Raw genomic sequence first — 20718 nt, 5'->3', positions numbered from 1 at the left:
AAATGTCAAGCAACAAAGAAATAATGCAGCAGGGCGTCATGAGCACCGGCGAGGACGCCCGCATCTTCCCGGACGTCGAGGCCTGTATCGATTGTGGCGGCTGTGTCGTCGCCTGCAAGCGGACGTGGGACTCGGCGCCCGACGAGCAACGGATCAGCATCTCGACGATGATGGAGGGCCAGGAGGGGGCCGACGGACTCAACGCCCACAGCGCCCGCGCCCTCGAACAGGGGGAGTCTCCGGGTGAGACGGCCGTCCCGATGCAGTGCTATCACTGCGAGAACGCCCCGTGTGTGTCGGTCTGTCCGACGGACTCGCTGATCCAGAAGGAAGACGGCTTCGTGCAGGTGCGCGACGACCTCTGTGTCGGCTGTCAGTACTGCCTGTCGGCGTGTCCGTTCGGCGCGCCCCAGTTCCCCGAATCCGACGACGGCGCCGCCCAGTTGTTCGGCGGCGGCGGCAACATGGACAAGTGTACCATGTGCGAGGAGCGCCAGGACGTCGGCAAGGGACCGGCGTGTGCCGAGGAGTGCGCGACCGACGCCATTCTCGTCGGCGACGCCGCGGAGATTTCCGCGGAACTGGAACGGCGGGACAGCGGCACGTTCTTCAACGATGTCGCCATGGAAATCATCTTCGGCGAGGAGGAGGCGCAGGTGTTCTGAGATGAGTTATCAGGACGACCTTCCCGAAACCAGCGGTTACAGCAAAGTGTCGGTGATCTTCAGCGCCATCGCCGGTCTCGCACTCGCGGTGGGGTCCGTCTGGTGGGCCGCCGGAACGGCGGTCTTCTACGAGGGCCTGTTCCGGGTCAACCCGACGGTCGCCGGCGGCGGGATCGGCACCGACTGGGTCGTCGGGAACACGGTTCCGTGGCTCGACTTCCTCGTTGCACTCATCCACGCCGTGGACGTGTTGATGGGCGTGTTCATCCTCCTGATGGTGTTTATTCACTGGGCGGCGTTCCGCCGCCTCGCCACGCGGATGAAACAGCCCGGCGAGCGGACCGCTGAGGCCGTCGCGACCGACGGGGGTGAGACCGATGACTAGTCTGGATCACGGCAAGTTCACCCGCGTCACAACGACGTTCCACTCGTTGCTGGGACTCGACGTGTTCATCCTGTTTTTCACGGGATACAGCCTCACGTTCAACGACGAACTCTGGTGGATGCTGTCGCTGTTGGGTGGCCCACAGAGCGTCACGGCGCTCCACCGGGCCGCCGGGTTCGGTCTGATCGCGCTCATCGGCTTCTGGATGACGCTCATGATCACGACCGACACGGGACGGAGCAACTTCCGTGAGATCATCCCCAGCCCCAAGGACTTCGTGGCGTTCATTCAGGACGTGCAGTTCGCGCTTGGTCGCGCGGACGAACGTCACCCCAACGCAAAGCAGTTCGCCGGCGGTGACCCCGACGAGATCCCCCTGCTGTCCTACATCGGCAAGGGTGTCGTGTTCATCTTCGCCGCCGAACTGTTCCTGCTGACGGTCAGCGGTCTGCTCATCTGGAGCAAGACCGGCCTGATGCAGTACTTCGGCACCAAGACCGCGGCGATGGGGTTCGTGGTCTTTCACGGCCTGCTCGGTGTCGTCATGCTGATGGGAGTTATGCTCCACATCTTCGAACACGGGCTCCACCCCGCGTTCTACCCGGTCGAGCCGAAGGCGTACATCCCGCGTGAGTTGATTCCCGAAACCCACGCCGATGGGGGAATCGAGGACCTCACGCTCTCGCCCTCGTGGCGGGCGGTGAGCTCGGTCATGGGGATTCTGACCGTCGTCGGGATCACGAGCGTCATGATCGGTTCCATCTTCGACGAAGGCTACCCCGTTCCTCGGGAGATTTCGATCGGTGGTGGGCCGGAGAACCTCCTGCTCACCATTGGGATCAACGCGGGCATCTTCGTGCTTTTCGTTGGCCTCGTTCTTTCGATGTACGGCAACCTCCTGCGGGTGCGGTGGGAGCGCCGACTGGAGAAGGAGCGCCAGCAGCCGACCGCGGCCGACGGCGGACAACCCGACGACGACTAACCGCCGTCGCGAACGGCGTTTTTATCCGGACAGCAGTTCCGCGCCTTGTGAGGAGAGTTCGACCGTCACGTCCTGTCTGGTCTGTTCGCTCATCTGGTCGATGTTGCGCGTGAGCACCTCGAGAATATCCTTCGGTTCGGGGTAGACCAGAAAGTTGCCGTCCTCGTCTTCCATCACCAGTTGCGTGTCCGACAACGAGATTTGGTCCTGTTCGATGCCCGCGACGATCACCGGAAGAGCCTCGGCGCCGCCGGGTTCGCCCTCCGTAACCATCGTGATGTGGAGTTCGCCGAGACCGATGAGATCCTTATACTCCCGGATGCGGCGCGCACACCGGACCATATCCTGTGTCACGGCGGTCTTGTGTTCGTTACCGTGTTCGCCATCGTGGCAGAGCTTACACACGCGAAGTTCCATGCGCATACTCTCACGCCGCGTGGGAGGAGAATAAATCCTCGGCGGATCTCACCGTTGGAGCCGCGCGACGACCGCGTCTCCGGTCCCATCGTCGACCAGTTCAACCAGCCCATCGTCCCGTAGATCCTCCAACAGGCTCCGGAGCCACGTCCGTCCGTGGTCGCCATCGGGCGCGTAGTCGACCCTGACCCGCGGGCCCAGGTCGTCGAGCGCCAGCGTGTCGTGGTTCCCCAGAACCCGGACGATCCGGCCGCGAAACTGTCTGTGGCTCCCCTCGAACTCCGGTTGGGTCGGCACGTCGGGAGCGGTGAAATCGCCCGTTCGATAGGCCTCACACCACCCCCGCCACGGACACCCGTTCTCGTCGCAACGAGGCGTCCCCCGACAGGCCACTCCTCCAAGCTCCATGATCGCGTTGTTCCAGACACGCGATTCGCCCTCCGGCATGAGGTGGGTCGCGGCGCGTTCGAACGCGTTCTCGTCGTCGGGAACGCCGAAAGCGCGGTGTAACACCCGCTTGACGTTGGTGTCGACGACGGCGCCGCCGGCGTTGAACGCGAAACTCGCCACGGCGTTGCCGGTGTATGGACCGACGCCCATCAGCTTCTGTAGCCCCTCTGGCGTTTTCGGGAACTCGCCGTCGAACTCCCCGACCACCTGCTCGGCGGCCTCGTGGAGGTAGCGCGCACGGTTGTTGTAGCCGAGTCGGTGGTCGGTCCAGAACGACACCACCTCGCTCCGGTCGGCCGCCGCCAGGGCGTCGACGGTCGGCCAACGGTCGAGAAACGCCTGCCACGCCTCGACGACACGGTCGAGCTGGGTCTGCTGGCTCATCACCTCGGACACGAGAACCTCGTAGGGGTCGCTGGTCTGTCGCCACGGGAACTCGCGGTGGCCGGCCTCGTACCACTCGACGAGCGCCGTGCGGACGGTATCGACGTCGACCGCGGCGTCGAGACGGGCGGCGTTCGCGTTCTCGTCGCTCTCGCCGTTGCTCATTATCGGTGGCTAGCGACGTGGTCGCTTAGGGGTGGTGGTCGGGACCACGACCGAACCGGCCGACCGAGCCGAAAGCGGTATTCCACGCCCGCGTCTTGTGCGGACATGAGCCTCGACGACCTGAACGCGGACGTACGAACCATCTACGGTGATCTCGGCGAGTCGCTCGCCATCGACCTCGACCGGGAGACGCGAAACGAACTGGCGATGTTGCTCGCGGCCGGCGGCGGTGACCCGGACGAACTCGTTCGACGGGCGATTCACTCCCTGTATCGGTCGACGGTCGACACCGGCGACCTCGATTTCTACCTCCGGCAGGGGTACGATGTTACGTACGACGAGTATCTCTCCGGGATGACCTACGACGAGATGGGGAGCGGTGGGTCGCAGGTCGACCGCGACGACGACCGTCGGTATCAGCAGTAACGCGATCCCGGTCGTTCCCGACGGACGGCTGCGGTCGGCCGGCCCCGTTCGGAGCCTCCGAGTCGGGCAGTGACTGCCGTGGAGACACAAGTGGTTTGTGACGGTGCTCGAAAGGTCGAACCACGATGGAGATCGAGATCGTCTGGGGCACCGGCGAGGGACGGACCACCTTGAGTGCGTTCGACGAGGCGTTGAGCGTCGGGGGGATCCACAACTACAATCTGGTCACGCTCTCGTCGGTGGTCCCAGCGGGCGCGACCGTCGTTGAGCGGGGCACACACGAGCGGCGGTGGGACGTGGGGGAACTCGTCGCGGTCGTTCTCGCGGAGAACGAATCGCCGGTGGAAAACGAAACCATCGCGGCGGGGCTGGGGTGGGCGACCGCCGAGGAGGGCGGCGTCTTTTTCGAGGGGAGCGGCGAGAACGTCAAAAACGTCGAGGGGCGGATCACCCGCGGTATCGAGACGGCAAGAGACACCCGCGACGCCTGGACGTGGCACGGTAGTATCGAGACGAAGATCGTCGAACACACCGTCGACCGGGCCGGCGCCGTCGTTGTCTCCGCCGTGTATCGCCCGGTGTAGCGGGTGGTTTTTGTGCCGCGGCCGCCGGGATAACGTATGGACACCGCCGAGGTCGAGCGACTCATTGAGAAGGGTATCGAGAACGCCGAGGCGACGGTCACGATGCCTCGGGTGCCCGACGAGGACCACGAGGACGAACATTTCGCCGCCGTGGTCGTCTCGCCGGCCTTCGAGGGCTTGTCGCTGGTCCAACAACATCAGCTCGTTTACGATGCCCTCGAAGAACACATGACGACCGATATCCACGCGATGGAGATGAAGACGTACACCCCCGAGGCGTACGAAAAACACGGCCCGGACGCGTAGCGGTAGGTTTTACGACGCGGCTCCCGTTCGCTCGCGCATGAGCGACGACCCCACCTCGGATTCCGATTCCGATTCCGATTCCGGCTCCGACTCCGACTCCGACCCCGACCGTCGCGTCGAACGGGACAGTCTCGGCGAGGTTCGCGTGCCCGCCGACGCCTACTGGGGGGCACAGACCCAGCGGGCGGTCGAGAACTTCCCGATCAGCGACCAGCGGTTCGGCCGTCGGTTCGTCCGCGCCCTCGGCGTGGTCAAAAAATCCGCGGCGCGGGCCAACCGCGAGTTGGACCTCCTCGACGACGAGGTGGCAGACGCGGTCGTCGCCGCCGCCGACGAGGTGATCGCCGGCGACCACGACGACCAGTTTCCCGTCGACGTGTTCCAGACCGGATCGGGCACCTCCACGAACATGAACGCAAACGAGGTGATCGCCAACCGCGCCGCCGAACTGCTGGGTGCCGAGGTCGGCGACCGGGTCGTCCACCCGAACGATCACGTCAACTTCGGACAATCCTCCAACGACGTGATCCCGACCGCGATGCACGTCGCCGCCTTGACCGCCGTCGAAACGGATCTGATCCCCGCACTGGAGACGCTCGCGGCCGAACTCGACGCCAAGACCGCGGCGTTCGACGGCGTCGTCAAGACCGGCCGCACACACCTCCAGGACGCGACGCCGGTCCGTCTGGGCCAGGAGTTCGGCGGCTACCGCACACAGGTCGAGAAGGGGATCGACCGGTGTGAGTCGGTCACGCCGCGACTGGCCGAACTCGCCCTCGGCGGGACGGCCACGGGAACGGGCCTGAACACACACCCCGACTTCCCCGAACTCGCGGCCGAGTACATCGCCGCCGAGACCGGACTCCCGTTCCGCGAGGCCGACGACCACTTCGAGGCCCAAGCCGCCCACGACGCCATGAGCGAGGCCCACGGTGTTCTCCGAACGGTCGCGGGGTCGCTGAACAAGATCGCAAACGACCTCCGCCTGCTTGCCTCCGGCCCCCGGAACGGGCTCGGGGAGCTCGAGCAACCCGAAAACCAGCCGGGATCGTCGATCATGCCCGGCAAGATCAACCCCGTCGTTGCCGAGGCGGTCAACCAGGTCCACACACAGGTCGTGGGAAACGATGCCGCCGTCTCCGCCGGCGCGGCGGGTGGCCAACTCGATCTCAACCTGTACAAACCGGTCGTCGCACACAACTTTCTCCAGTCGGCGAACCTCCTCGCGAACGCCGCCGAGACCTTTGCCGAGCGGTTCGTCGCGAAACTCAAGGCGAACGAGGCTCACTGCGAGGCAGCCGTCGAACGGTCGATGGCGCTCGCGACGGCGCTCAATCCCGCCATCGGCTACGATAAGGCCTCCGAGGTGGCGAAGACGGCGCTCAAAACGGGCGAGACGGTCCGTGAGGTTGCCGTCGAGAAGGGGTATCTCACCGCGGCCGAGGCTGACGATGTTCTCGACCCCGAGCGGATGACCGGCCGCGGCATCCTGCGAAGCGACGACGACGGCGACGGCGACGACGACGAGAGGGAGTAACCCCGCCGATCCCGGCCGGGCGTGCGACCGCATGGAACCGAAACGACACGTTCATCACAGATGCGGTAAATCATCCGAGTATGCCGCAACTACACGTCACCGATCGCCGCGATCTCCTTGCCTGTCGACGCTGTGATGCCGAATTCCCGGAAGGCCGCGCCACGAAGGACGGTTGGACCTACGAATGCCCGGAGTGTGGGAACGCGGCCGGTCTCGGTGACGGCCTGCGCCGCGTCTGACCGTCCGATCAGGGTTTCGTCCACACCCGAACGCCAACGAGGAGGGTCGCAACCGCCGCGACGACGATGCCGACCCCGAAGCCGGGCGCGTTGCCGGTCGTCCCGGTCGTGCCTTGTTCGGCCGTCGTCGGTTCCGTTCTGTCGTCCGCGTCGTCGGTCGCGGTGGGTGCCGTCGTCGTGTCGTCAACACTCGTCACCGTCGCGACGGTCGGCCCCTCGCCCTCGACAAAGGGATGCCTGTTCTGGTCGAGTTCCGCCCCGTTTTCCATTCCGTCACCGTCCGTATCGACCGTGGACGCCGCGACGTAGTACCGCGGGTTCTCGGGCAGTGGTGGCAGGTCGTCCGTGGTGACGTAACGATCCAGCCACGGGCCGAGGTCCTCGTCGCCGCTCACCTCGATCACCGCCGCGCGGAACGCCTCGTAGTTTTGAAACGGGTCGGACCGTCCGTCGAACACGTCCCGGAGCGACCGCTCGCCGCCGGTTCGTCGCTGAATCTGTGCGTCCAACGCGGCGAGGACGTGTGCGCCCTTGCCATAGTGGGCGGTGGTCCCGCGCCACGTCCGTCGCTCCGAGAGAACGACCGCCTGCTCATCCGGCGCGTACTCCGTCGCCCGGAGTCCGTCGAGACAGGCGTCGTAGCTCCCGACACCGTCGTTGAGCGCGAAGACGCGGCCGTAGTACTCCGCGGTTGCCTCGGTCAGCCACGTCGCGTCGTCCCGTCCCGTCGGCCCGAGTCGGGTGTGGACGTACTCGTGGGCGAACACCGACCCCGTCTCGTCGAGGGCGAGTTCGCTCGATCCGATCCAGAACGCGGTGTCGACGGTCGCCGCCTCGATATCCGCCGTCTCCTCCTCGCGTAGCGGGATGACAAACACCGTCACGCGCTCCCGCTGGATTCCGAGGTCGAAACGCTCGTTCGCGGTCCGGAGAAAGTCGGTCGCCCGCGCCGGGTCGACCCCTTCGGCCCCGAGGATAAACGTCGCGTTTTCGTCGGCGACCGTCACATCTCGCCTGTCGTAGTCGCCGAGGTACGCGAGGTGGCTATCGGCGTATCCCGGTTCGTCTGCCGCAACCTCGAAGGATCTCGTCCGGATCGGTTGGCCGGGGGCCCGCACCTGCACCCGACTGTTCGGCTCCGAGACGAGCGCCCAGCCGTCACGCTCGACGCCACGGACGCCGTCGGCGAGCGAGTCACTCACCGCCAACCGCAACGAAAAGGAGGGCGTCTCTGTTTCGCCGTCCCAGCGGAACCAGCCCTGTTCGGTCCGCTCGAACCCGTCCATCTCCTCAACCGAAATCCCCGAAAGAGACGTCACGGGGACGTTCACCCGGAGCGCCTCCACCGACGAGGGAATGTCGTACTCGAAGGTGAGTGTCACGGCTCCCGGTTCGTCGTTCCGGGCGGCGATTGCTTGTTGGCCGACCGTCGGCCGGTCGGTCGTCTGCGGTGTGGTCGCGGTCCCGTCGACATCGGCATCGACGGCCGTCGTCCATCCGACATCGGTATCGGTTCGGGTGTCGGTTTCGACGGCGGCGTCCCCGGCACCGGCCGTGGTGACCCCTGAAGCCAGCCCGGCGACAAGCAGCATCGACACGACCGCCACGAGCATCCCGCGACGGGAGCGACCGTCTACCATAGCTGCCGTTGGGATGGCTTCATAAAGTATCTGTGGCCCCTACTCCAGTCGCTCGGCCGCGCCCCGGTCGAGCAACGGCTCGGCGTTCGCCGTCGGGAGCATCACCACGTCCTCGCTCGTGAGGTCGTACTCGCGTTCGTCGACGCCGAATATCTCGCCTACGTCCCGCGTGATCCGCAGCATCGTCCGGTCGGTGCCGGGCGACGCCGCGGCGTCACCCCCGTCCGTCGCCTGGCCATCGGTCGCGGTCCGATCGGGGTCGGGACCCGGCCCCGGCGTCGTCGCCGGTTCCGACTCCGGTTCGGGGTCCGGCGCCGTCGGCGTGGGCGTGGGCGTGGGATCCGTCCCAGCAGCCGTGGCCGCCGGTGCACCGTCGTCGTTCGCCGGGTCGGCCGTTCCACCCGCGTCGCCGCCGGTCGCCTTGCTCCCGCCCTCGTCCCCACCCATCGCCTCCGCGAGGAGGTCGTCGGGATCCGGGGTCGTCGGTGCCGGATCGCCGGCCGTCCCGGCGTCCGCCGGCTCAGAGGGGGTCGCCGGTGCCGACGCCGTCTCCGTGGCCGGCGTGTCGCTTTCGGCCGTCTCGTCGGCGGCGTCGACATCGCCGACGAGATCCTCAAGCACCGTCCGGCGGTTGTTCTCGATCCGGGCGACGAGATCATCGAACAGCTCACGCTCCTCGCCGGTGAGTCCCTCGTCCTCCGCGGCCATCCCGGCGGCCGCGAAGGTTGCCCGCTTGACGATCTTGCCGATACGACGCTCGTAGATGCTCTCGACGACTTCCTCGGCCGTCTCGATTTCGTCGCTGAGGCGGCTCACCTCGGGCGACGAGAAGGGGTCGTCGACCTCGCTTGCGATGCGTTCGCGTTCCGCCTTCCGCTCGGCGATATACTCCGCCACGTCGCGGTAAAAGGAGTCCCGGAGGTGCTGGAGACTGTCTTTCTGCCGTTCGGTCCGTTGGACCGTGCGCAGTTCCTCGACGTTCATTCTTTGACCTTCCGGGCTCGGTCGCGCGCCATCAGGAACACCCCGACACACTCCGGTACGGAGTGCTCGCCTGCATCGAGTGTAAACCTGTCGCCGTTCAGTTCGACCCCTCCGGGATCGGTCACCTCGACCCGGACCGAGCGTCGCGTGAACCGCTCGGGAACCGCGTCGACCAGCGGATCGAACGCGTCGAGGGCATCGCGGTCGATCCGGCGAACGACCAGTCCGGTCCCGCCGTGGAGGCTCCCCGGCAGTCGGATCAGTCGCCGAGTGTCGGTCGTCACCGGCTCGTCGATGGGTGCGCTGTCGTTCTCGACCGTCTCGCGGGCGAGCGCCTCGACCAAGGTGCGTGCGCCAGGACCGCCGACCTCGACGTTGCCGTTCTCGATGGCCGACTCGTTGCCGACAAACGCACCGAGCAGGGTCGTCGCCCGCCCCTCGCCGATGCCGTCGAAGGCCATCAGCCGTTTTTTCGCCGTCTCCTCGTCGACCGACCGCAACTCCTCGACGAACGCGCGGAGGCGACGGTGGGTTCGTCGCCCCCAGCCACCACCGAGCCGGAGTTCGCGCCGGGTCGCCCCACCGACCGCGCGCGTCCGAATCAGTCCCGCCACATCGAGGTCGACGGCACGCACGTAGTCGACGATTTCCCGTCTGGCCGCCGAGTCCAGTCCGGCGACCCCGTCGTCGCGGACGTGGACGTGATACCCCCGACCCCCGGAGAACACCACGGTCGCGTCCTCGAAGCCGAAGTCGCGTTCTAACAGGTCGAGCAGGCGTTCGAGGGCGTTCTTACAATCCGCGAGCATCTCGGCGTAGCTGGCGTTCCCCGGGTCGGTCCCGGGGAGGTGGTCCGCGTCGAGGTCGAAGACGAGGTCGGCTCCCTGCCACCCTTTCTCGTCCATCGACCCCGCACCCGGGTCGTCGTACCGCGCCGCCGAGAAGTAGACGTGCCGTGGTGTGGCTCGCCGGAGAAAATCACCCAGATCCCCCAGATCGTAGATCGACCGGTGACGGACCATCGTCGTCTCCGCACCGCTCGTCCACGGGATGTGACCCCACTCCCGAGACGCCGCGGCCGGCGGTCGCGTCGGCTCCGCGCTCCGGTAGTAGTCGCCAAACCGGCCGGCGAGATACTCGCGTGTCCGTCGGTCCATTCGTCTACGTCGTCCAACGCCGACGGCATAGTAGCTTGTGATCGGCGGCCCGCCGCGCCGGCCCGAGACCGTGGAAACCCTTTTCTCCCGGACGCGGCGAGACGCTGGCATGGACACCGCGGCGGTCGCACAGACCGATCCGGCGCCGCCGACGGGAACCGCGGAGTTACTGGCGTGGCTGTGGGGGAGTACCGCCGTTCGGATTCTTGCCGCCGTGGTCGTCGTGGGACTGGCGGTCGTCGTCTCGAAACTGCTCGTTCGCCTGCTCGGCCGTCCCGTCGCCCGCCGGTTCAAACGCCAGAGCGTCGCCCAGACGGTTCTGGGAATACTCCGCGTCACGACGGTCGTCATCGGGGGTTTGATCGCCGCGAGCTTTCTCGGCCTCGAAATCGGCGATATCGTCCTCTCGGTAACGGTCTTTTCGGCCGTTCTCGGTATCGTTCTCGCACCGATCGTCGGGAGCGTGATCAACGGCCTGTTCGTTCTCGCTGACAATCCGTACGAAATCGGCGATATGATCGAACTCGAGGACGGTCGTCAGGGGTTCGTCGAGGACATCACGATCCGATACACGAAGATTCTCACACTCGACAACACGTCTCAGGTCGTCCCGAACGCCCAGATGCGCGAACGCGACGTGACCAACCTCTCCGCCGAGGACGAACGGACCCGGCTCTCGGTCCCACTGCTCGTGACCTACGAGGGCGACCTTGACGAGGCCCGACGGATCATGGAGCAGGCGGCGCGAGACTGTGACGAGGTGATCGGGGGTGGCCCTGACATCCGCATCGGGAGCGCCCGCTACCCGGCTCGACCGACGTGTCTGATCGGTTCGTACGCCGACAGCGGGGTCAGACTTGTCCTGCGGTTCTGGGTGCAGACACCCTACAGAATCCCGCGGATCGAATCGACGGTCCGTGAACGGATCTGGGAGCGCCTCGACGACTCCGACGTCGAGATCGCCTACCCACACCAACACCTGTTGTTCGATGAGCACAGCGGTCGCGCCCGCGTCGCCGTCGAGAACGGCACTCAACCATCGGCCGAGTCCGAGGCCGCCCCACGCGACGACACACCACCCGAGAGCGACGGCCTCGATGCGGGCCGACCCGACCCCGACAACCGTGGGGGGTGAGCTACCCTGCCGCCGTGATCACGTCACAGTCAACCTTCTCCCGCAGGAACCGCTCCACGTCGGGGTCGTCGAGAAACCGGCCAAGCGCCTGCCGAAACCGCCCGACCTGTTTCGAGCCGACGACGACCGCGTCGGCGTCCTCGGCGACCACCTCGTCAACGATCGTCTCCTCGACCAGAAAGCCCCGGCGCACGACGTACCGGGCGCGGTCCAGCGGGCCGAACTCCTGTTCGACGGCGCGTTTCAACCCCGTTCGTGTCACCTCACCGGTCTCCTGATACAGATCGACGTGCAGCACCGTCAGGTCGGCGTCGCGCTCCTCGGCGACCCGGGTCGCCTCGGCAAGCGTCGCCCGGGAGTGCTTGCTGAGCGGGTAGCGAACCGGCACGACGACCAGTGTCATACGTCCTCAACGATGGGTGTCGGTTTCATTTATTCGATTCGCGGCGGTCGGCCCGCCACCGCCTCGGTCCCTCACCCTCCGCGACGTCGCGGCGGTCAACTACCCCTCGAGTTCGAACGCCACCACGACCTCGGCTTGGTACTCGCGGTCCTCGACGCCGGCGACCTCCACGCCCAGTTCCTCCACCTCGATCCACTTCACCCGGTCGAGCGTCTCGGTGGCGCGGTCGATGGCGTCGTCCGCGGCGGCGTCGAAACTCTCCGAACTCCGGCCGATGAGCGTTATTTTCTTGAATACCATGAGTCGGTCTTCCACCCATTCTTGTTCGACAGATGACTTAAAACTCCGCCGACCCAACGGGACACCGTTCCGTGCAGCGGACGTTCGAGGTGACCCCAGCTCCCATGGCCCCTCCAACCTCCGAACAGCCCCCCGCCTCCGCCGCCATCGTTTACACCGAACGAGGCGTAGACCGGGCATGGCTCGCACGGCGGTCATCGCAGGCGTCGGCCCCGGACTCGGTGAATCGTTGGCACGGCGGTTCGCGGCCGAGGGTTGTCGGGTCGCGTTGTTCGCCCGGTCGGACACGTACATCGAACCCCTCGCCGCCGACCTTCCCGACCCCGGTAAGGGACTCGCCGTCCCGACCGACATCGCCGACGTCGAGGCGGTTCGCGACGGCTTCGACGCGGTCCGCGAGGCGTTCGGCTCGGTCGACGTACTCGTCAACCACGCGAGCGCCGCCTCGTGGACCGGGCTCATGGACACGAGCGTCGAAGCGTTCGAGGAGGCGTGGGCGGTCGGCGGCCGCGGCGCGTTCGTCTGCTCGCAGGAAGCGGTCGGCGACATGCTCGACACGGGCGGCGGAACGGTCATTTTCACCGGCGCGACCTCCGCGGTGCGGAGCCTCGGCGGTGCGATCGGGTTCACGGCCGCGAAGTTCGCCGCCCGCGGGATGGCCATGGACATGGCACAGGAGTACGGTCCCGAAGGGGTCCACGTGGCACACGTCGTTCTCGACGGACAGATCGATACGCCGGACGCGCCCGACCGCGACGACGAGACGCTTCTCGATCCGGTGGAGTTGGCCGAGACCTACTGGCAACTGGTCGAACGGGACGATACCAGCACCCAACCGTTCGAGATCCACATCACCAACGGGCCGGGGAACGCGGAGTTCATCTGACCGCGACGGTGTCCGTGGCGACGGTCACGGCCCCCTCATGGACACGCCGCCCGACAGTGCCGCCGTTGCCCTGCCGAACGGTTTTAATGATCGTCTCCGAACAAAAAACGCGTCATGGCAACGGAACTCGATCCACAGGTGGAGTCATACCTCCACGACCTCTCGGAGGCGGGCGTTCCACCACTCCACACGCTGTCGGTGTCCGAGGCCCGGGCGACGTACCGGCGGTTGTGTGCCGTCGACGACCCGGATTCGGTTGCCGAGGTGACCGACCGGACGGTCCCGGGCCCGGCCGGCCCTGTTCCGATCCGAACGTACGACTCCGGCGAGGCCGACGGCCCGGACGTCGCCTTCTTCCACGGCGGCGGCTGGATGCTCGGCGGGCTAGATACCCACGATGCGCTTTGTCGTGCTCTCGCCCGGACGACGGGGGCGACGGTCGTCGCCGTCGACTACCGGCTCGCTCCGGAACACCGGTTTCCGGCTCCGCTTGCGGACTGTTATGCGGCGGTGCGGTGGCTCGCCGACGAGGGGCCGGTCGACACCGAGGACGGGGACGACCGTCTGGTCCTCGCCGGTGACAGCGCCGGCGGCACCCTCGCGGCCGGCGTGTCACTGCTTGCCGCCCACCGCGATGGGCCGTCGATCGACCGGCAGGTGCTCGCGTACCCCGCCACGAATCACGCCTTCGACACCGACTCCTACACCGAGAACGCGCAGGGCTACCTTCTGACGCGGGCGGACATGGAACGGTTCTGGGACGGCTACCTCCGCGACGACGCGGATGGGAGACATCCCTACGCCTCGCCACTGCGCGCCGAGTCACCCGCCGTTTTTCCACCGACAACGGTGCTTACCTGCGGATTCGACCCGCTACGCGATGAGGGCCGGGCTTACGTTGAGCGGTTGGACGCCGCGGGCGTCCCGACGGATCACGTCCACTACGATAACCAGATCCACGGCTTTCTGACGATGCTCGAGAACCCCGATCTTGACCGCGCCCGGGCCGCGATGTTCCGTCTCGCCGATGCGATCCGCGGCGACTGACACCCCCGAATCCTTCCTGGACGATCGTTATTTTTAACAGCGTGTCAGACCAGCACACGGGGTACAGCATGTCAGACTATACACTCGATTCGGCGGAGGGACGAGTCGAGGCCTTGCGTCGAATGCTAACGATCCGCTCGTTCGACGAGACGGCTGGCGAGCGGTTCGCCGACGGCGAGATACCGGGGTTCGTCCACCTCTACGTCGGCGAGGAAGCGGTAGGCGTCGGCACCTGTGCCGCGTTGAACGACGACGACTACATCGCCAGCACCCACCGCGGCCACGGCCACTGCATCGCCAAGGGACTGAACCCAAAGTATATGATGGCCGAACTGTACGGCAAGGCGGACGGCTACTGCAACGGCAAGGGCGGGTCGATGCATATCGCCGACGTCGACGCCGGGATGCTCGGCGCCAACGGTATCGTCGGCGCAGGACCGCCGATGGCGACGGGAGCGGCTCTCAGCATCGACTATCAGGGCCGCGACCAGGTGGCTGTCGGCTTTCTCGGCGACGGCGCGGTTGCACAGGGGCAGGTACACGAGGCGGTCAACCTCGCATCGACGTGGAATCTGCCGGCCATCTTCGTCATCGAAAACAACCGATACGGCGAGGGGACGCCGGTCGAGCAACAACACAACGTCGACAACCTCAGCGACACCGCTGCGGCTCACGGCATCCCGGGCGTTACGGTGGACGGTATGGACGTGACGGCCGTCGCGGAGGCGGTCGAGGAAGCGCGAAAGCGCGCCCGCGCCGGCGACGGCCCGACGATGATCGAGGCCGAAACCTACCGTTACCGCGGGCACTACGAGGGTGACGAACAGGTGTATCGCGACGAGGACGAGGTCGAGCGCTGGCGGGAGCAAGACCCCATCGCGTCGTTCAAAGAACGCCTGATCGACCGGGGTGAGCTCACGGAGGCGGTGTTCGAGGAGATGCAGGCCGAGGCCCAAGCGACCATCGAGAACGCGTTGGCCTACGCCAAGGAGGCCGACGACCCACATCCCAGCGAGGCCTACGAGGACATGTTCGGGGACTCGGTGCCGGAAATCGAACGATTCGCACAACAGGCCACGGCCCGGACCGACGGGGGTGATCACTGATGGCGCAAGCGGGTATCGAACAGACGGAGACGATGACCGTCCGCGAGGCGATCCGACAGGCGCTCCGCGAGGAACTGGACCGCGACGACGACGTGTACATGATGGGCGAGGACATCGGTGATATGGGCGGTGTTCTCGCGGTAACGGGCGACCTGATCGACGAGTTCGGTGAGGAACGCGTCCGTGACACACCGATCAGCGAGGCCGGCTTCGTCGGCGCGGCGACCGGCGCGGCCGCCACCGGCACCCGCCCGGTCGTGGAGATCATGTTCTCCGATTTCATGGGCGTCTCGATGGAACAGACGATGAACCAGATGGCGAAGATGCGCTACATGTTCGGCGGGAAAACGGAGATGCCCGTCACCATCCGGACCACCGAGGGCGGCGGCATGGGTGCGGCCAGCCAACACTCCGGCACCGTCCACGCTTGGATCGCACACTTCCCCGGACTGAAAGCCGTCTCGCCCGGCACCGCAGAGAGCGCGAAGGGGCTGACAAAGGCCGCCATCCGCTCGGACGATCCCGTCTTTGTCTTTGAGAACAAGATGATCTACGAACGGCAGGGCGAGGTGCCGACCGATCCCGAGTTCACCGTCCCAATCGGCGAGGCGGCGGTCGAACGGGAGGGGTCGGACGTGACCGTTCTCGCCACCCAGCGACTCGTCGGCGACTCGCTCGATGTCGCCGAGGACCTCGCCGGCGGGACGAGCGTCGAGGTGATCGACGCGCGGTCGCTCTACCCACTTGACACCGACACCATCGTCGAGAGCGTCGAGAAGACGGGCCGCCTCGTCGTCGCCGACGAGAGTCCCCTCTCCTACGGTATCCACGCGGAGGTGGCCACCCGCGCGATGGAGAACGCCTTCTTCAGCCTCGATGCCCCGATCCAGCGGGTCGGGACGCCCGACACGCACATCCCGTTCAGCCCGACACTCGAAGACGAGGTGCTCCCTGACGGCGACGACGTCCGGGAGGCGATCGGTCGGATCACATAGTGGCCCGCGTCGGACTCGTCGTCAACCCCGGGGCCGGCCGAGATATCCGGCGGCTGACCGGCGGCGCGAGCGTTGTCGATAACCGCGCGAAAGAACGGGTCGCTGCCTGCGTTCTCGACGGGGTGACGGTTCTCAGCGAGCCGCCGATGGTGTCGATCATGCCCGACCGCGCCGGCATCGCGGCGGCCGCCGCCGAGAACGCGCCCGACACCGTCACCGTCGAGATTCTCGATCTGCCGGTCGAGGGGTCGGCTGAGGACACCCGTCGGGCGGTCGCTCACTTCCGGGAGTCCGCGGACGTCGTCGTCGTTCTCGGCGGCGACGGCACCACCCGCGACGCCGCCGTCGAGAGCGGGCCGATGCCGGTGCTTGCCGTTTCGACCGGCACCAACAACGTCGTCCCGACGCCGGTCGACGGCACGGTCGCCGGGGCGGCCGCCGCCGTCGTCGCCGCCGGCCGCGTCGACACCGACGCGGTGACGACGCGCCACGGGACCGTCGAGGCCCGCGCCGAGACGCCGACCGGCGAGGCGACGGTGACCGGCCTCGCGTCGGTCGAGGTGTCCGCCCGGTCGTTCGTCGGCACGCGCGCACTCATCGACCCCGCCGATCTGGTGGGTGGTGTAGTGAGCCGCGCTCACCCCACAGAGATCGGTCTCAGCGGTGCTACCGGCTGTCTCGACCCCTTCGGTCCCGAGGCTGCCGGCGGGGCCGCGCTTCGTCTCCGTGATCCGGCGACGGCGTCCCGGACGGTGCGGACGGCCGTCGCGCCAGGTGTGACCGCAACCGTCGGCATCGAGTCACACGACCGCTTGGCCGCCGGCGAGACAGCCCGATTCGATGTGGCTGACGGCGTGGTCGGCGCCGACGGGGAGCGAGAACAGGAACTGGTCGACGCCACCGTCGACATCACGCCACGCGAGAACGGGCCGCAACTGATCGACGTCCGAGACGCACTTGATCGTGCCGCCCGTGCCGGGGTCCTCGTCCGCGACTGACGTTACGCCCCCGACAGGAACGACTCCGTGACGAGCGCGGGAGCACGGCCGGCGGCCGCGGCGACGGCATCGAGAAACGCCCGAGCGTCGTCGGCGTCGAGTGCCCGGGTGTCGTAGGTCACCCCGAGAGTCACCAGCGGTTCGAACCCGACGCCGTCGTGTTCTGGCGTCGCCCGTTGTCCGACCGGATCGAACTCCAGAGCGACGACCGCTGGCGGATTGATCACTCGCCCGACGGCCGATCCCGCCGCAAACGCCGACGCGTCGTCGACGCGGACCGTCCCCGACATCTCCCCCTCGTTACCGACGACGATGTCGATGTGGGCCTCCGACCGGAGTTGGTGGGTCGCGTCGGCGAACGTGGCGTTACACCGCGGGGACGACGCCAGTGCGTCCGTCGTCACCAGCACCATCACGTCTGTCACCGACGCGTCCTCGTCGACGGTCTCGCGCGCCGCGGCCGCCGCGTCGAACACCGATTCGGCCGCGTCGGCGTCGAGAACCATCGTCTCCCGCGCGTACCGGTCGACGGTCGACGGCGGCGCACGCGTCACGCCTGCGACCGTCTCGGTCTCCGGATCGGCGCGACCGGGTCGGGTCGCCGTCTCGCCATCCTTGAGACCCCGGTTCTCGTCGCCCTCCGTGGCGGCCTCGACGTCGGCTTCGGTAACCGAGTTCTGTGGACCTGTGCCCTCAACGGTCGCGATGTCGACGCCGAGTTCCTCGGCGCGGCGGCGTGCCCGTGGTGAGGCCTTTACTCCCGTCGTGGTTCCGTCGTCCGCATCGGTGTGTGCCGGGTCGGTGTCGCCGGGGTCGTCGGCCCCCCCGGTAGCCCCCGGACTCTCGGTCGTCTCGGCCGCCGCGTCGCCCGCGAGGTCGGCCTCGGCGTCGGCTTCGAGCGACGAAATGTCCGCCTCCGCCGGCGCGACGATTCCGATCGGCGTCCCCGGCGGGACTGCGTCGCCGACCGACAGGTACGCCTCCCGCAAAACACCGTCCTCGCGGGCGTCGACCTCGCCGATGCTTTTTTCAGATTCGATTTCGGCGATCAAATCGTCCTCGCCGACCGACTCACCCATGTCCACCGCCCATTCGAGCAACGTTCCCTGCTCCATCTCCAAGCCGAGCTTTGGCATCCGGACAACGTACCCCATACGTGACACTCCACCGCCAGAAAAAAATACTCTAGCCCGTTCGGTGCCCCATCGTTGTCGGTTGATCGGTCGGTCGACAGTACAATTATGTCGTTCCGACGATCAGTGACGTGCGTGTCTCAGACGGTCGCCCGGCCGAACGTTCCCGGTAAGCGGCGGACCCGCTGAGCCGATGCCACCGAACCCCCCTCCGACCGAATCGGACGATTCCCCACGAGACGCGCTCTTTTCAACGCTCCGCAACGAGCGCCGACGCGAGGTCATCGGCTACCTCCGTGACCGGTCGGAACCGGTCGACCTGCGCGACCTGAGCGAACACATCGCCGCGATGGAAAACGACTGTGACCCCGCGGACGTGACGTACGAACAACGAAAACGCGTCCAGACCGTCCTCTACCAGATGCACCTGCCGAAACTCGCCGACCGCGACATCGTGTCCTACGACCAGCGGGCGGGGGAGATCACGCTGGCCAACGGCGCCAGACGCTGTCTGCCGTATCTCGACGCAATCGGCGACCGCCGACGGCGGTGGTGGCGGTGGTATCTGCTCGCCACCACGGTCATCATCGTGTCGATAGCGCTCGCGGCGGCCAACGTCGACCCGTTCGCGCAGGTTTCCGGGGTGGCCTACGCAACCGTCGCCGTTCTGTCGTGTGCCGTTGTGTCGCTCGTTCACGTCGCGGTTGAACTCGACTGACCCGACCGATCGTCCCGGGTCGGGCGTCAGGGGCTATCCTCGCTCGCGGTCCCGAGACCGAACCGGTCGGCGAGAACACCGACGAGATCAGTCAGATGTGCCGTCCCCCAGACAGCGACGATGATACCGCCGAGGGTGTCGAACAACAGGTCGAGCATCGTGTCGCCGAGGCCGTACTGAACGAGAACGGCTTGCGTTCCCAAAACCGACGCGACAACCGTCACACCGAACTCAAGAACTTCCCAGAGAACGCCGAACGCGAGAACAAACAGTAGGATGAACACGAACATGAACCGGTCGGGGAGTGAGACGCCGTCGGAGTGGAGTTCGAACGCGCGAGCGGTGGCGTACCCCGCTGCCGCGACGATGGTCGAGGAGAGGGTGTGTGTCAGGTGATCCCACCACCAGACGCTCCGGTAGAGATTGGTCGTCGCCCCGGGGAGCCCGGCGGTTCCGAACGCGTGGAGAAAGACGGCGGTGGTGATCCACAGCGTCAACGCCGAGTCCATCGGGATGTGGTAGTCGCGTTCGAGCACCGCAGGCAGGTACGTCACTCCCAGTCCGACCGTCGCGTTAACGACGACCCCTGCGTTGCCACGTTCGAACCCGACAAACACGAGTCCGACGAGTAGAACCTGCAGTAGTCGAGAGAGCTGTCGTTGTCGGCGCTCGCTCACGTTGAGTCGGTCACGGAGTCGCACCTCAGTCGTCTCCGTTCCCGGTGGTGTCGATCGGATACCGCGGCGTCTCGTTTGCGAACCGCCGGAAGTAGTGTTCGAAGCAGACACCGGCGACAACGCCGGCCACCGTCGCGGCGACGAAGTCCCACATGAGCGCCTCCTCGATGACGTGCTCGGGGCGGCCGTCCAACAGAACCTGCGTCCCGAGGAGCGTGTCGGAAAGCCAGCGTGCCTCGGCCCACAACCCCGCCGTTGCCACCGTCGTAACGACCACGAACAGCACGGCGAAGGTGTGGGTCATCCGGACTGGCGTGAACACGTCGAGTTCCACCGCGAGAATGAGTGCGGCGGCTGCGACGGCGACGTACGTGGTCACGCGCCCGGTGAGCGTCACGCCGCCGACGGTCTGTCCGACGACGAGGAGCCGCCCCACCGCCGGGACGGAGGCAAGCGCCAACGCTTCCCACGAACCATCGCGTCGAGACGGCGGCGGGCGACCGCCGGAACGGCGGCGAGTGCGACGAGCGCCAGCGTAAACCCCGCCCAGAGGGGGCGTCCGCCGACCACCGCCCCACCGGCGGCGAAACAAAGCACCCCGACGAACCCCCAGCCGAGCGCGGCGTTGAATCGCCGCCGCCCGAACAGATCGTAAATCCCACCGCCGGGGTCGACTGTCGGCATACGCATCGTTCATCCGGTGGCGGTGAAAACGCTTCGGCCCCGACCCGTCGACTCCCGCGCCCCCTCGGAAGCCGAAGATACAAATCACCCCCGAACCGTAGGTCGCCACATGTTGGATGACCAGCCGGGACGCGCCCCGGCAGACGAGACAAACGGACAGACGTGGCTCGACGTTGTCGACGATGTTCTCGACACGGCCATCGATCGGGAGGAGGAGTTGGAGTGTGCGTTCGAAGACGTGACCGTCGACGTCCCGTTGCGGATGGAGGCCAACGCCGAGTTCGCCCGGTGGCATCTCGACGGCACCGTTCGGGT

25 protein-coding genes and 1 pseudogene are annotated in these 20718 nt (G+C 66.8%); 16 read left to right on the top strand and 10 right to left on the bottom strand.

Going from position 1 to position 20718, the window contains the following annotated elements; genetic code table 11:
* Positions 1 to 2: 2 nt before the first annotated feature.
* The 3 genes from Q0925_RS07315 to Q0925_RS07305 are packed head-to-tail and all read left to right on the top strand — an operon-like array spanning position 3 to position 2032.
* The gene (locus tag Q0925_RS07315; RefSeq protein WP_349254399.1) at positions 3 to 665 is read left to right on the top strand and encodes a 4Fe-4S dicluster domain-containing protein; all 663 of its coding nucleotides are present in this window, start codon (positions 3 to 5) and stop codon (positions 663 to 665) included.
* 1 nt (position 666) lies between these two features.
* Positions 667 to 1050 (top strand): hypothetical protein, encoded by a 384-nt coding sequence (locus tag Q0925_RS07310; RefSeq protein ID WP_299333461.1) that lies wholly within the window; start codon positions 667 to 669, stop codon positions 1048 to 1050.
* On the top strand, positions 1043 to 2032 hold the full coding sequence (locus Q0925_RS07305; RefSeq protein WP_299333459.1) for a cytochrome b/b6 domain-containing protein: 990 nt from the start codon (positions 1043 to 1045) through the stop codon (positions 2030 to 2032). Before Q0925_RS07310 ends, Q0925_RS07305 begins: the two co-directional genes overlap by 8 nt.
* Before the next feature lie 21 nt (positions 2033 to 2053).
* On the opposite strand, the gene Q0925_RS07300 is transcribed toward Q0925_RS07305, so the two are convergent.
* Together Q0925_RS07300 and Q0925_RS07295 are read right to left on the bottom strand one after the other, a co-directional pair.
* A complete protein-coding gene (locus Q0925_RS07300) occupies positions 2054 to 2455 on the bottom strand; it encodes a hypothetical protein (protein WP_299333456.1) in 402 nt (133 codons plus the stop codon).
* A 42-nt stretch (positions 2456 to 2497) separates the two neighbouring features.
* The gene (locus tag Q0925_RS07295; protein WP_299333453.1) at positions 2498 to 3448 is read right to left on the bottom strand and encodes an A/G-specific adenine glycosylase; all 951 of its coding nucleotides are present in this window, start codon (positions 3446 to 3448) and stop codon (positions 2498 to 2500) included.
* A gap of 105 nt (positions 3449 to 3553) precedes the next feature.
* On the opposite strand from Q0925_RS07295, the gene Q0925_RS07290 reads away from it, so the two are divergent.
* The 5 genes from Q0925_RS07290 (at position 3554) to Q0925_RS07270 (ending at position 6540) form a co-directional block, all read left to right on the top strand.
* Positions 3554 to 3874 (top strand): hypothetical protein, encoded by a 321-nt coding sequence (locus Q0925_RS07290; RefSeq protein WP_299333451.1) that lies wholly within the window; start codon positions 3554 to 3556, stop codon positions 3872 to 3874.
* A gap of 125 nt (positions 3875 to 3999) precedes the next feature.
* Positions 4000 to 4458 (top strand): pyruvoyl-dependent arginine decarboxylase, encoded by a 459-nt coding sequence (locus Q0925_RS07285; protein ID WP_299333448.1) that lies wholly within the window; start codon positions 4000 to 4002, stop codon positions 4456 to 4458.
* A 36-nt stretch (positions 4459 to 4494) separates the two neighbouring features.
* Positions 4495 to 4764, top strand: a complete 270-nt coding sequence (locus tag Q0925_RS07280; RefSeq protein WP_299333446.1) for a BolA family protein — start codon at positions 4495 to 4497, stop codon at positions 4762 to 4764.
* A gap of 37 nt (positions 4765 to 4801) precedes the next feature.
* On the top strand, positions 4802 to 6301 hold the full coding sequence (locus tag Q0925_RS07275) for a class II fumarate hydratase (protein WP_299333443.1): 1500 nt from the start codon (positions 4802 to 4804) through the stop codon (positions 6299 to 6301).
* A gap of 80 nt (positions 6302 to 6381) precedes the next feature.
* The gene (locus Q0925_RS07270) at positions 6382 to 6540 is read left to right on the top strand and encodes an HVO_2901 family zinc finger protein (protein ID WP_299333440.1); all 159 of its coding nucleotides are present in this window, start codon (positions 6382 to 6384) and stop codon (positions 6538 to 6540) included.
* Positions 6541 to 6548: 8 nt separating this feature from the next.
* Here Q0925_RS07270 and Q0925_RS07265 read toward each other — a convergent pair whose 3' ends face one another.
* Genes Q0925_RS07265 through priS form a run of 3 tightly spaced genes read right to left on the bottom strand, consistent with a single transcriptional unit; the run spans position 6549 to position 10321 of the window.
* Positions 6549 to 8180, bottom strand: coding sequence for a hypothetical protein (locus tag Q0925_RS07265; protein WP_299333437.1), 1632 nt, complete (start codon positions 8178 to 8180; stop codon positions 6549 to 6551).
* 39 nt (positions 8181 to 8219) lie between these two features.
* Entirely contained in the window at positions 8220 to 9164 is a 945-nt protein-coding gene (locus Q0925_RS07260) for a hypothetical protein (protein WP_299333434.1), read from the bottom strand.
* On the bottom strand, positions 9161 to 10321 hold the full coding sequence (gene priS / locus Q0925_RS07255; RefSeq protein ID WP_299333431.1) for a DNA primase small subunit PriS: 1161 nt from the start codon (positions 10319 to 10321) through the stop codon (positions 9161 to 9163). Before priS ends, Q0925_RS07260 begins: the two co-directional genes overlap by 4 nt.
* 109 nt (positions 10322 to 10430) lie before the next feature.
* On the opposite strand from priS, the gene Q0925_RS07250 reads away from it, so the two are divergent.
* Positions 10431 to 11456, top strand: a complete 1026-nt coding sequence (locus tag Q0925_RS07250) for a mechanosensitive ion channel family protein (protein ID WP_299333428.1) — start codon at positions 10431 to 10433, stop codon at positions 11454 to 11456.
* A gap of 1 nt (position 11457) precedes the next feature.
* Here the strand turns inward: Q0925_RS07250 and Q0925_RS07245 are convergent, their stop codons facing one another.
* Together Q0925_RS07245 and Q0925_RS07240 are read right to left on the bottom strand one after the other, a co-directional pair.
* Complete coding sequence (locus Q0925_RS07245) at positions 11458 to 11859, bottom strand: universal stress protein (protein ID WP_299333425.1); 402 nt, start codon at positions 11857 to 11859, stop codon at positions 11458 to 11460.
* Positions 11860 to 11958: 99 nt separating this feature from the next.
* Positions 11959 to 12159 carry a dodecin gene (locus Q0925_RS07240; RefSeq protein ID WP_299333524.1) on the bottom strand — a complete coding sequence of 67 codons (201 nt, stop codon included), beginning with the start codon at positions 12157 to 12159 and terminating at the stop codon, positions 11959 to 11961.
* 178 nt (positions 12160 to 12337) lie between these two features.
* Here Q0925_RS07240 and Q0925_RS07235 point away from each other — a divergent pair, with 178 nt between their 5' ends.
* From Q0925_RS07235 to Q0925_RS07215, 5 genes are all read left to right on the top strand, one after another.
* Positions 12338 to 13045 carry an SDR family NAD(P)-dependent oxidoreductase gene (locus Q0925_RS07235; protein ID WP_299333422.1) on the top strand — a complete coding sequence of 236 codons (708 nt, stop codon included), beginning with the start codon at positions 12338 to 12340 and terminating at the stop codon, positions 13043 to 13045.
* A gap of 114 nt (positions 13046 to 13159) precedes the next feature.
* Positions 13160 to 14092, top strand: a complete 933-nt coding sequence (locus Q0925_RS07230) for an alpha/beta hydrolase (protein ID WP_299333419.1) — start codon at positions 13160 to 13162, stop codon at positions 14090 to 14092.
* Positions 14093 to 14160: 68 nt separating this feature from the next.
* Complete coding sequence (locus tag Q0925_RS07225) at positions 14161 to 15198, top strand: thiamine pyrophosphate-dependent dehydrogenase E1 component subunit alpha (RefSeq protein ID WP_349254398.1); 1038 nt, start codon at positions 14161 to 14163, stop codon at positions 15196 to 15198.
* On the top strand, positions 15198 to 16193 hold the full coding sequence (locus Q0925_RS07220) for an alpha-ketoacid dehydrogenase subunit beta (RefSeq protein WP_299333413.1): 996 nt from the start codon (positions 15198 to 15200) through the stop codon (positions 16191 to 16193). The genes Q0925_RS07225 and Q0925_RS07220 overlap by 1 nt, the downstream gene beginning before the upstream one ends.
* Positions 16193 to 17191: an NAD(+)/NADH kinase gene (locus Q0925_RS07215; RefSeq protein WP_299333410.1), complete on the top strand. Its 999-nt coding sequence runs from the start codon at positions 16193 to 16195 to the stop codon at positions 17189 to 17191. Before Q0925_RS07220 ends, Q0925_RS07215 begins: the two co-directional genes overlap by 1 nt.
* 2 nt (positions 17192 to 17193) lie before the next feature.
* Here the strand turns inward: Q0925_RS07215 and Q0925_RS07210 are convergent, their stop codons facing one another.
* Positions 17194 to 18345, bottom strand: a complete 1152-nt coding sequence (locus Q0925_RS07210) for an E3 binding domain-containing protein (protein WP_299333407.1) — start codon at positions 18343 to 18345, stop codon at positions 17194 to 17196.
* A gap of 172 nt (positions 18346 to 18517) precedes the next feature.
* Here Q0925_RS07210 and Q0925_RS07205 point away from each other — a divergent pair, with 172 nt between their 5' ends.
* Positions 18518 to 19042, top strand: coding sequence for a DUF7344 domain-containing protein (locus tag Q0925_RS07205; RefSeq protein ID WP_299333404.1), 525 nt, complete (start codon positions 18518 to 18520; stop codon positions 19040 to 19042).
* Between the two features lie 26 nt (positions 19043 to 19068).
* Here the strand turns inward: Q0925_RS07205 and Q0925_RS07200 are convergent, their stop codons facing one another.
* Positions 19069 to 19743: a hypothetical protein gene (locus tag Q0925_RS07200; protein ID WP_299333401.1), complete on the bottom strand. Its 675-nt coding sequence runs from the start codon at positions 19741 to 19743 to the stop codon at positions 19069 to 19071.
* A gap of 1 nt (position 19744) precedes the next feature.
* Positions 19745 to 20403, bottom strand: a pseudogene (locus Q0925_RS07195) (hypothetical protein).
* Positions 20404 to 20512: 109 nt separating this feature from the next.
* Between Q0925_RS07195 and Q0925_RS07190 the strand changes: the two are divergent.
* Positions 20513 to 20718: hypothetical protein (locus Q0925_RS07190; protein WP_299333398.1), on the top strand; the 206-nt coding region annotated here is incomplete at its 3' end.

This window comes from Haloplanus sp., assembly GCF_028275055.1.
Lineage (GTDB): Archaea > Halobacteriota > Halobacteria > Halobacteriales > Haloferacaceae > Haloplanus.
Note: the sequence above shows the minus strand (reverse complement) of the source record. Positions and strands in the feature narration are given on the sequence as shown.